This is a genomic window from Pseudomonas sp. GG8 (assembly GCF_052976945.1).
Map to the genome: position 1 here is coordinate 5,487,202 of NZ_JBRIIP010000001.1, position 11,802 is coordinate 5,499,003.

General features: G+C 60.7%; 6 protein-coding genes and 2 pseudogenes. All 8 read left to right on the forward strand.

What is annotated here, in order from left to right; translation table 11 throughout:
• Positions 1–39: 39 nt before the first annotated feature.
• Positions 40–3,673, forward strand: a pseudogene (locus ACVBEG_RS25870) (Hpt domain-containing protein); the annotation flags it as partial.
• An 80-nt stretch (positions 3,674–3,753) separates the two neighbouring features.
• A pseudogene (locus ACVBEG_RS25875) lies at positions 3,754–6,084 on the forward strand (hybrid sensor histidine kinase/response regulator); the annotation flags it as partial.
• The gene (locus ACVBEG_RS25880) at positions 6,077–6,541 is read left to right on the forward strand and encodes a chemotaxis protein CheW (RefSeq protein ID WP_219063987.1); all 465 of its coding nucleotides are present in this window, start codon (positions 6,077–6,079) and stop codon (positions 6,539–6,541) included. The pseudogene ACVBEG_RS25875 and the gene ACVBEG_RS25880, both read left to right, overlap by 8 nt.
• Positions 6,542–6,652: 111 nt before the next feature.
• Positions 6,653–7,801, forward strand: coding sequence for a Fic family protein (locus ACVBEG_RS25885; RefSeq protein ID WP_322218426.1), 1,149 nt, complete (start codon positions 6,653–6,655; stop codon positions 7,799–7,801).
• Between the two features lie 293 nt (positions 7,802–8,094).
• Positions 8,095–9,771 carry a malonate decarboxylase subunit alpha gene (gene mdcA, locus ACVBEG_RS25890; protein WP_322218424.1) on the forward strand — a complete coding sequence of 559 codons (1,677 nt, stop codon included), beginning with the start codon at positions 8,095–8,097 and terminating at the stop codon, positions 9,769–9,771.
• Positions 9,771–10,646: a triphosphoribosyl-dephospho-CoA synthase gene (locus ACVBEG_RS25895; protein ID WP_330200978.1), complete on the forward strand. Its 876-nt coding sequence runs from the start codon at positions 9,771–9,773 to the stop codon at positions 10,644–10,646. Before mdcA ends, ACVBEG_RS25895 begins: the two co-directional genes overlap by 1 nt.
• 2 nt (positions 10,647–10,648) lie before the next feature.
• Positions 10,649–10,948, forward strand: coding sequence for a malonate decarboxylase subunit delta (locus ACVBEG_RS25900; RefSeq protein WP_219063991.1), 300 nt, complete (start codon positions 10,649–10,651; stop codon positions 10,946–10,948).
• On the forward strand, positions 10,941–11,792 hold the full coding sequence (locus ACVBEG_RS25905; protein ID WP_322176856.1) for a biotin-independent malonate decarboxylase subunit beta: 852 nt from the start codon (positions 10,941–10,943) through the stop codon (positions 11,790–11,792). The genes ACVBEG_RS25900 and ACVBEG_RS25905 overlap by 8 nt, the downstream gene beginning before the upstream one ends.
• Positions 11,793–11,802: the final 10 nt, after the last annotated feature.

Genomic DNA, 11,802 nt, shown 5'->3' on the forward strand with positions numbered 1-11,802 from the left:
GAACACCCGGGTAAATAATAGGTAATGACTGGAGTTGTTATGGCTGATCGGCACGACTACGTGGCCCTCGAATGGGTCAAGGGCGAAATTGCCGAAACGCTCAAACAGGCCCGCCAAGCCCTCGAAGCGTTTGTCGCACACCCACAGGACCCGGCCTCAATGGTTGAGTGCCTGAGCTGTGTGCACCAGGTGCATGGCAGCCTGCAAATGATCGAATTCTATGGCGCGGCGCTGCTCGCCGAAGAAATCGAGCAACTGGCGCTGGCGTTGCAGCAACGTCGCGTGGCGCAACAGGCCGAAGCCGTGTATTTGCTGACACAGGCTATGGTGCAGATGCCGGTTTACCTCGACCGCATCCATACCGCCAGACGCGATTTGCCGCTTGTGGTGCTGCCGCTGCTGAATGATTTGCGCAGCGCCCGAGGCGAGAGCTTGCTGTCGGAAACCAGTCTGTTTGCCCCGCAACTGCTCTGTGTTCCCGAACTCGACGCGCAGGCATTGGCCAAGCTAGACAGCCCTGACTTGGCGGCGCTGCTGCGCAAGTGGCGGCAAATGCTCCAAGCGGCGTTGGTTGGTTTACTGCGTGAGCAGGAGGTGCAGACCAACCTCGGTCACATGGCCAAAGTGTTTAGCCGCCTTGAGGCATTGTGCAAAGACGCGCCGCTCGGTCTGTTGTGGCAGATTGCGTCGGCGCTGGTCGCAACCATGGCTGACGGCCAGTTCACCAATAGCCCGGCGCTGCGCGGTCTGCTCAAAGAGTCTGACAAGGAACTCAAGCGCTTGCTCGAGCAGGGTATCAGCGCAATCAATCAGCCGGCGCCAGATGAGTTGCTCAAGAGCCTGTTGTTTTACATCGCCAAATCCGACAGCCAGGCGCCACCTATGTTGCTGCTCAAAGATCAATACGGCCTCGCCGAGTCCCTGCCCGATACCGCGCTGGTCGACGAAGAGCGTGCGCGGCTGGCGGGCCCGGATCGCGATGCGATGCGCTCGGTGGTGGTCGCGCTATGCGAGGAGCTGGTCAGGGTCAAAGATCGCCTGGACGTCTTCGTGCGCAGCGACCGCAAGCACGTTGGTGAACTCAACAGCCTGCTGCCGCCGCTGCAACAGGTCGCGGATACCTTGGCCGTCCTTGGCTTCGGTCAGCCACGTAAAGTCATCATCGATCAATTGGCGGTTGTTCAGGGTTTGGCCCAGGGCCAACGTGAAGCCGATGACTCTGCGTTGATGGATGTCGCTGGCGCACTCTTGTACGTCGAAGCGACCCTGGCCGGGATGGTAGGCACCGTGGAGCAGACGCACCGTGAAAACAGCCGCTTGCCAACGACAGACCTGACCCAGATCCATCAGTTGGTGATCAAGGAGGCGCGTATCGGGCTGCAGCAGGCCAAGGACATGATCATCGATTATATCGACGGCCCTTGGGATCGGCAGCGGCTCGAGCCTTTGCCCGCGCTGCTGGTGCAGGTACGCGGGGCACTGGCGATGATTCCGCTGGCGCGAGCAGCCAGCCTGCTCGCGGTTTGCAACGAATACATCCAGGAGCATTTGCTGGAGGACAACACGCCACCAACCTGGGGTCAGCTCGATGGTCTGGCAGACGCCCTCACCAGTATTGAGTATTACCTGGAGCGTTTGGGCCAGGATCATGAAGCGCCGGGTGAGCAAGTGCTCGACCGGGCTCAGTCCAGTCTGGAGGGGCTTGGGTATTCGCCGATACCGGACGCCGTTGTCGAGGTGCCGCTGCTCGATGAGGTGATCAGTCAGGACGAGTTGCTTGAGTTGCAGGCCCGTCAGGAACTGGTCAGCCCGACGCAGACCATCGCCCAAGTGCTTGCCAGCCCGGTTTCGGCCGTTAATCCGCCGGCCCTCTATGTGCCAACCAGCCTGTTGCCGCCGCCCGCCGATGAAGAACGGGTGGACGACGAGTTGCTTGAGGTGTTTCTCGAAGAGACCGATGAGGTGTTGGTGGCGCTGCACGAGCACTTGCCACAATGGTTCGATGACCCTCGTGATACCGCCGCGCTGACCGAAGTCCGCCGGGCATTTCATACCCTAAAAGGCAGCGGGCGGATGGTCCGTGCGTTGATCCTCGGCGAGTTGGCCTGGTCCGCGGAGAACCTGCTCAACCGGATCATGGAGAACAGCGTCAAACCCGATCAGCGCGTTCGGCGTTTACTGGCTGACGTGCTGGCCTTATTGCCTGAGGTTATTCGCGAATTCGCCGACAATGCCCAGCATCAGCGTGATGATGTCGACCTGTTGGCTGCATGTGCCCACGCGCTGGCCAAGGGCGAAGAGGTGCTCATCGCTGCGGTCATGGCTCATACCGTCAATGCCAACGATGAGGCGTTGGACCCGCATCTGCTGGAGATTTTCCGTCAGGAAGCGCGAAGCCATCTCGACACGCTCAATCGCTTTCTCGACAGCGCCACCGAAGCGGTGTCACCGCCCATCAGCGACGACCTGCAGCGCGCCCTGCACACGCTCAAAGGCAGCGCTTACATGGCGGGCGTGCTGCCCATAGCCGAGTTGGCCAGACCCCTGGATCAGTTGATCCTCGAGTTTAAATCCAATCTGATTCCGCTGAGGCAGGCAGGAATTCAGCTACTGAAGGCCGCCGAACCCTTGTTTCGACAGGGCCTGCTCCAGCTCGACAGTGACCCGCTGGCTACCATCGTGGGCGCAGCGGCGCTGATCGACGAGGCGCATTCGCTGCTGGACATCCGCCTGGCGGCTGCCCTTAGCGCACCGAGCAACGGCCTGCGCATCAAGCGCAATCCGCAATTGATCGCGACCTTTCTGGCCGAGGGCATGGACATTCTGCTCGATGCCGAAAGCCTGTTGCAGCGCTGGCAGCAGCATCCCGGCGAGCGCCAGGAATTAAGCGCTCTGCTCGAAGAGTTGACCACCTTGGGTCATGGGGCGCACATGGCCGATCTGCCGCAGGTGGATGAGCTGTGTGAGGCACTGCTGGACTTGTATGGCGCGGTTGAAGAAAGCAGCCTGGCGGTCAGCGAGCGCTTCTTTCATGAGGTTGAAAGGGCGCACGAAGCCCTGATCGACATGCTTGACCAAGTGGCGGCAGGCCAAGAGGTGGATGCCAGCCCGGAGCGCATTCGGGCCTTGCGCGAATTGCTCGATCAAGCCCTCGACCCTGGCGCCATGGGCCTGATCAAAAGCGACGGTAGCCGCTCGCTGAGCATCACCGAACTGAATGCAGCGACCGAGCAACTCGCGATTGAACAGTCGGTTGAACACGCTATTCAGTCCGCAGTGCAGGAGCCCGGAGAGACCGATGCACCGCTAAGCGGCCTCGATGACGAGATCGTGGAAATCTTCCTCGAAGAGGCGGTGGATATTCTCGACAGCGCCGGGCAGGCATTGCACCGTTGGTTGTCCGATCCTGACAACCCGTTGCCGCTGTCCTCGCTGCAACGCGATTTGCACACCCTCAAGGGCGGCGCGCGCATGGCTGAAATCGGCCCCGTGGGCGATCTGGGTCATGAGCTGGAATCCCTATACGAAGGCTTGATCGACCGCCGCTACTGTCACTCGTCCGCATTGGCTGACTTGCTGCTGCAAAGCCACGACCTTCTGGCGATCCTGCTGGAGCAATTGCAAGACCATCAGCCGCTCAGCAGTCCGGCTGAGTTGATTGAATATATCCGTGATTTTCGCCAGGGCACTGGCCAAGGTTCACGCCCTGACGTCGAGCCGAAACCCGTCAGATCAGCGGTCGATATCCTCGAAGAGCGCGACCCTGAATTGCTGGAGATCTTCCTTGAGGAAGGCTTCGACATTGTCGAAAGCTCCGGCGGCGCCTTGACCCGCTGGCAGGACGAGCCGCAAAACACGGTTGAGGTGGAAAACCTGCTGCGTGATCTGCACACCCTCAAGGGCGGCGCACGGATGGTGGAAATCGCCCCGATTGGCGACCTGGCCCATGAACTTGAATTTCTCTATGAAGGCCTGTCAGCCGGGTTGTTGCACAGTAATCCACTGCTGATCAGCCTGTTGCAAAGCGGGCACGACCTGTTGGCTGGCATGCTTGACGCCGTGCGTGCGCGGCATCCGCTGCCCAGCGCCACGTTGTTGATCGAGAGCATCCATCGTTTCAGCAGCCCAAACGGCTTGGGGTCGCTCACCGCCAAAGCGACACTGGACGATGCGCCGCGCGAGGCTGCACCCTCCAGCGCGGTGGCAGTGTCTTCGACGGCCGAAGCCGAGGCTGAGCGCACCCCACCGGAAATGGTCAAGGTGGCGGCCGAACAGCTGGAAAGCCTGGTCAATCTGGCGGGTGAAACGTCGATCTTCCGGGAGCGTATCGAACAGCAAGTCAGCGATGCCCATGTCACTTTGGTTGAGATGGAAACCACCATCGAGCGCATGCGCGACCAGTTGCGGCGTCTGGACATAGAAACCCAGGGGCGAATTCTCAGCCGCGAGCAGGTGCAAGCCGAGCGATTGGGCTATGAAGAATTCGATCCGCTGGAGATGGACCGTCATTCGCAGTTGCAGCAACTTTCGCGGGCCTTGTTCGAGTCTGCATCCGACCTGCTCGACCTTAAAGAAACCCTCGACACCCGAAATCACGACGCGCAAGCGCTGTTGTCACAACAGGCGCGGGTCAATACGGAGTTGCAGGAAAGCCTGATGCGCACGCGCATGGTGCCGTTCGAACGCCTGCTCCCACGGTTGCGGCGGATCGTGCGTCAGGTCTCCGGCGAGCTGGATAAACAGGTTCGCTTCGACGTGGGTGACGCAGAAGGTGAAATGGACCGTAGCGTGCTGGAACGCATGGTCGCGCCGCTGGAGCATATGCTGCGTAATGCCATCGATCACGGTCTGGAAAGTGCCGAAGAACGCCGAGCCGTAGGCAAGCCGCAAGAGGGGCGGATCAGCCTGAGCATGGTTCACGAAGGCGGCGATATCGTCATCGAGATGCGTGACGATGGCGGCGGTATTGATCTCGGGGCCGTGCGCCGCAAAGCCATAAAGCGTGGTTTGATGGAAGCGGATGCCGAACTGAGTGATTACGAGTTGCTCCAGTTTATCCTCCAGGCCGGGTTTTCCACGGCCGAAAAAGTCACCCAGATCTCCGGTCGCGGCGTGGGCATGGACGTGGTGCACGCCGAGGTCAAACAGCTTGGCGGCTCAATGGTCATCGACTCGACGCCGGGGCAGGGCACGTGCTTTCAAATCCGTTTACCGTTCACCGTGTCGGTCAACCGGGCGTTGATGGTGCAGTGTGGGGAAGAGCAATACGCGGTGCCGCTCAATACGGTCGAAGGCATCGTGCGGGTGATGCCTGGCGAGCTGGAAACCTGTTACCTGTCCGATCCACCACGCTACCACTTCGCCGAGCGAAGCTACGAGCTGCGCTACCTCGGCGAGCTGTTGAACAATGGCCTGCCCCCCAAACTGCTCGGCCAGACCCAGCCGTTGCCCGTGCTGTTGGTGCATGTGCACGACCATTGGGTGGCCGTGCAGGTGGATGCGCTGGCGGGCTCGCGGGAAATCGTGGTGAAAAGCCTCGGTGCGCAATTCGCCGGGGTGCAGGGCATTTCCGGCGCGACCATTCTTGGCGATGGGCGCGTGGTGTTCATTCTCGATCTGCCAGCGCATATCCGCGCCTTGTATGGTCGTCTGCAAGCGCAGCATGCCGCGGGCCAAAGAGCACCGAAGTTCATTGAGGTCACACAAGCCCGTCCGTTGTTGGTGATGGTGGTGGACGACTCGGTGACGGTGCGCAAGGTCACCAGCCGTCTGCTTGAGCGCAACGGCATGAGTGTGCTGACGGCCAAAGACGGAATCGATGCCATGGCGCTGTTGCAGGAACACACCCCCGACATTCTGCTGCTGGACATCGAAATGCCGCGCATGGACGGCTTCGAAGTCGCCAGCAAAATTCGCAATGACGACCGGCTCAAAGACCTGCCGATCATCATGATCACGTCCCGCTCCGGACAAAAACACCGCGACCACGCCATGGCTATTGGTGTTAACGACTACCTGAGCAAGCCGTATCAGGAGTCAGTATTGCTGGAAAGCATCGCCCAATGGAGTCCGGTACATGTCTAGCGCAACCCCCAGCCAACTGACCACCCTGACGGGGTTGCTGCTGCCCTTGGGCGACCGCAACCTGCTGGTGCCCAACGTCGCCGTGGCTGAGCTGATCGACTATCAGGACAGCAACGCCGAGCCCGATGCGCCCATCTGGTACCTGGGGCCGATTTACTGGCGTAACCGCACCTTGCCGCTGCTCAGCTTCGAAGCCACCTGCGGCAGCCGCACCCGCGTCGGCGGCCGGGCCCGTATCGTCGTTCTCAACGCCCTGGGTGGCCGCGCCGACCTTGAGTTCATTGCGCTGCTGACCCAGGGCATTCCTCGCTCCTGCAAACTCGACAGCCAACTCAGCTACGTCGACGTGCCCTTGGCCGAACTGGAACTGGCGGCGGTGCAAGTCGGCGACACCGTCGCGAAAATCCCGGACCTGGTGGGCCTGGAGGAATTGTTGGTGGCGGCGGGGTTGGTTTAGACGGTGTGGGCGTGCCTGCGATATAGACGATGAGCCGAATAAATCGCACAATCGGCTCACCTAATGAGCCGAATAACGCTTTTATTCGGCTCACACGTTTCAGGACGACCCATGAACGAACCCACCGACTGGATATGGCAGCAATCCGACTGGCCGCATTTCACGTGGCGGGCTGATCGACTCGCGCCGTTGTTACGGGGGTGCTCGCAGGCTCAGGGGCGGTTGCTGGGAATGATCGGTGCGGCAGGGGTAGATGCCAGCGCGCAGACCGAACTGGATACGTTGCTGCAGAACATCATTACCTCATCGGCCATTGAGGGTGAGCAGCTGAATGCAGGATCTGTGCGCTCTTCTCTGGCGCGTCGCCTGGGGTTAACGGGGGATCAGCGTGTCAGTCAACGCAGCGAGGGTTTGGCTGAGCTGATGCTTGATGCCACCCGGCAACACCTGTCGCCCTTGACCCTTGAGCGGTTGTTGCACTGGCATACGTTGCTCTTTCCTGCGGAAGAAACGGTGCTGATGCGTGGTATCCGCGTCGGCACCTTGCGCGGCGAAGAGGCGATGCAAGTGGTGTCTGGAAGGCTGGATCGGCCTACCGTGCACTTTGAGGCGCCACCGCGAGCAGGGCTGGACGTACAGCTCACTCGTTTCCTTGCGTGGTTCAACAGTAGTCGTACAGACGCCAGTCTCGACCCGTTGTTGCGAGCGGGCATCGCGCATTTCTGGTTCGTGACGGTGCACCCGTTTGACGATGGCAATGGTCGTCTGACGCGCGCAATCACCGACCTTGCTTTGGCTCAAGGCGAAGATCAGTCCATTCGCTTTTATGCGATGTCGGCAAGCATCCTCAGTGCGCGTCAATCCTATTACAGCATTCTCGAAGCCAGTCAGAAGGCTACGCTGGATATCACGCCATGGCTGGAGTGGTTTCTGCACACGTTGCTGCATACGCTGGAGCAGGCCATAAAGCGCATTGACCGAGTCCTGGCCAAGGCGCGCTATTGGCAGCAGTACCGCGAGCACGGCCTCTCTGCCGAGCAAATTAAAGTGCTCAACCGTTTACTCGACGGGGATGTGTTGGTTGATAAACCTGGCGCAGGTTTCGACGCGGGTATTAGCGCTGCGCAGTACCAGACCGTTGCGAAAGTGAGTAAAGCCACCGCCACCCGGCATCTCCGTGATCTGTTGGACAAAGGCTGTCTGGAGAAACTCCCAGGCGGCGGGCGCAGCACTCGGTATCAGATCAACTGGGCGGTTTGATTTACAGGGTCCATGTAGGAGATTCCGCCCTGTCTTCGACGCCGCGCTGTCGCGCAGCAAACTGTAGGAGCGCGCTTGCCCGCGAAAAGGCCGGCACGGCCTTCCGGCGGCGGTGAATTCACTACTTTTTCCAACGCTTCGCGCTGGATCGCAGACAAGTCAGCTCCTACAGAGGATCAGCGTCTGGCTGAAATCATTACTCCAGCCGTAATGATTTCATCCCTTGCTTGATTGATGCGCTTCACCATTCCCTCATAAGGTGGCTCACGACAGCGAAAACGCGTGGAGTGAGCATGACAACAATAAATACACCCGATCCGCGCTGGTCGCGTCGGCGCAGCGAAAAGCAGCGGCGACTCGAGCAGGTGCGGTCTCTCGCCGATGGCGTGGTATTGCCGACCGAGAATATCGTCGCCGCGCTGGAAGCCTTGTTGGCCCCCGGCGACCGTGTGGTGCTTGAAGGCAACAACCAGAAGCAGGCAGATTTTCTTTCCCGTTCCCTGGCCAAGGTCGATCCGGCCAAGCTGCACGATCTGCACATGATCATGCCCAGCGTCGGCCGGTCCGAGCATTTGGATCTGTTTGAACGCGGGATCGCCCGCAAGCTGGACTTTTCCTTCGCCGGCACGCAAAGCCTGCGCATCAGCCAGTTGCTGGAAGATGGCTTGTTGGAAATCGGCGCCATCCATACCTACATCGAATTGTACTCACGGCTGGTGGTCGATCTGATCCCCAACGTGGTGTTGGCGGCCGGCTTCATGGCGGATCGTGCCGGTAACATTTACACCGGCCCCAGCACTGAAGACACGCCGGCACTGGTCGAACCGGCGGCGTTCAGCGATGGCATCGTGATCTTCCAGGTCAATCAGTTGGTGGATGATGTCAGCGACCTGCCTCGGGTCGATATTCCAGCGTCCTGGGTCGACTTCGTGGTGGTGGCGGATCAGCCGTTTTACATCGAGCCGCTGTTCACCCGTGACCCGCGCCACATCAAGCCTGTGCACGTGTTGATGGCGATGATGGCGATTCGCGGCATTTATGAAAAACACAATGTGCAGTCGCTGAACCACGGCATCGGTTTCAATACGGCCGCCATTGAGCTGATTTTGCCCACCTACGGCGAGTCTCTGGGCCTGAAAGGTAAAATCTGCCGCAACTGGACCCTCAACCCGCACCCAACGCTGATTCCAGCCATCGAAAGTGGCTGGGTCGAAAGCATTCATTGCTTCGGCACTGAGTTGGGCATGGAAAATTACATCGCTGCGCGTCCGGACGTGTTCTTCACCGGCCGTGACGGCTCGCTGCGCTCCAACCGGATGATTTGCCAATTGGCCGGTCAGTACGCGGTTGATCTGTTTATCGGCGCAACGTTGCAGGTGGATGGCGATGGCCATTCCTCGACCGTGACCCGTGGGCGCCTGGCCGGTTTCGGCGGCGCACCGAACATGGGCCATGACCCGCACGGCCGTCGTCATGCGACCCCGGCCTGGCTGGACATGCGCCAGCAGACCGGTGACGGTCCGGCCGCCTACCTTGAGCGCGGCAAGAAGCTGGTGGTGCAGATGGTCGAGACCTTCCAGGAAGGCGGTAAACCGACGTTCGTCGAAACCCTGGACGCGATCGATGTGGCGAAGAAGAGCGGTATGCCACTGGCGCCGATCATGATTTACGGCGATGACGTGACCCACTTGCTCACCGAAGAAGGCATCGCCTATCTGTACAAGGCGCGGACTCTGGAAGAGCGTCAGGCGATGATCGCTGCGGTCGCAGGCGTGACGGCCATCGGCATGCGTCACAACCCTAAAGATACAGCGCGCATGCGCCGCGAAGGCTTGATCGCCTTACCTGAAGATTTGGGCATCCGCCGCACCGACGCCAGCCGCGAATTGCTGGCCGCGAAAAGCGTCGCCGATCTGGTCGAGTGGTCCGGCGGCCTGTACAACCCGCCCGCCCAATTCAGGAGCTGGTGATGCGCGCACTCAACCTGCAACCTGTCGTTGTTTCGTTGGCCGACCGTTTGGCTGACCTGGCCGTGGATGCGCTGATCGATGAAGCAGACCTGTCGCCGAAACCGGCGTTGGTCGACCGTCGCGGTAGCGGCGCGCATCAGGATCTGCACCTGGGCTTGATGCACGCTTCTGCGCTGTCGTTGTGGCCAGCGTTCAAGCACATGGCCGAAGCCGCCCTTGAGTTTGGCGTCGTTGGCCAGCCACTGCGCGAGGCCGTGGGCCGGATCGGTCGCGAAGGTGAAGTGGCGATGCTCAACACCACCGGTGGCGTGAACACCCATCGTGGGGCTATTTGGGCTTTGGGTCTGTTGGTGACGGCGGTGGCCCTGGAGCCTGGCCATTGCACGGCGGCGGGCATGAGCCTGCGGGCAGCGAAACTGGCATTGATCGATGACCGCCATTCGCCGTTGCAGAACAGCCACGGTGCCAGAGTCGCCCAGCGTTATGGCGCACGCGGCGCTCGGGAGCAGGCGCAGCTGGGCTTTCCAGCCGTGATCCAACATGGCCTGCCGCAGTTGCAACGCAGCCGCGCCGCCGGGCACGGCGAACAGAGCGCTCGACTCGATGCGCTGCTGGCGATCATGACCACCCTGGCCGACACCTGTGTGCTGTACCGCGCTGGCCAGCCGGGACTTGAAGCCATGCAACTCGGCGCGCAACGGGTCCTGGATGCTGGCGGCAGCGCCAGCCTCGGCGGTCGGCGTTGCCTGCATGAACTGGATCAACAGCTGTTGAGCCTGAACGCATCGCCGGGTGGCGCTGCGGACCTGCTCGCCGCGTGCCTGTTTATCGATAGCCTTGAGCCTGGGCTCGGCGATCAATCGAGGATTTTTTGATCATGGAAACCCTGTCTTTTGAATTCCCTGCCGGGCAGCCGCCCCTGAGGCGTGCGTTGGTGGGTTGTGTCGGTTCGGGTGATCTGGAAGCCCTGCTTGAGCCGGGTCAGCCGGGCAAGCTATCGATACAGGTGGTGACATCGGTCAACGGCAGTGCCGCCCGTTGGCAGCACTTGTTCGAGCGCATGTTCGACGGGCAATTGCCGCCCGCGCTGGCCATCGATATTCATGATTTCGGCGCGACACCGGGTGTGGTGCGGTTGCGTCTGGAGCAAGGTTTCGAGGAGATCGGTCATGACTGACAACGCGCGTTTATTGCGTCAGCACAGCTTCGTCGAACTCAATGCTCGCCAACGTGCCCGCGCCATACTGGATGCCGGGAGCTTCCGTGAGTTGCTCGACCCTTTCGCCCGGATGATGTCGCCTTGGCTGGCCAAGCAAGGCGTTGTGCCGCAGGCCGATGATGGCGTGGTGATCGCCAAAGGTTCTATCGGCGGCCTGCCGGTGGTGGTCGCCGCCATTGAAGGCGCGTTTCAGGGCGGTAGCCTCGGCGAAGTCGGCGGGGCGAAGATTGCGGGTGCGCTGGAACTGGCCGCCGAGGACAACCGTAACGGCATTCCAACCGCCGCCGTGTTGCTCCTGGAAACCGGCGGTGTGCGCCTGCAAGAGGCCAATCTTGGGCTGGCGGCGATTGCTGATATCCACGCGGCGATTGTCGATTTGCGCCAGTACCAGCCGGTGATTGGTGTGATTGCCGGGAGCGTTGGCTGCTTCGGCGGGATGTCCATCGCTGCCGGTCTATGCAGCTATATATTGGTGACTCGCGAGGCCCGTCTGGGTTTGAACGGACCACAGGTGATTGAGCAGGAAGCAGGCATCGAAGAGTACGACTCGCGCAACCGACCTTTCATCTGGAGCCTGACCGGGGGTGAGCAGCGCTTCGCCAGCGGCTTGGCAGATGGTTTCTCGATTGATGATGTGACGAGCATTCAGCGTCAGGTCGATACCTGGCTCAAGCAGGGTTTGCCTGAACAGCAACGCAGCGGTCAATACGCACTGTTTCTGCAGCGCCTGGCGCAGCTGGATACAGCACCCCAAATCGATCCACAGACGGTGCGCACCCTTTATCAAGGAGAACGGCCATGAGCGAGTACGT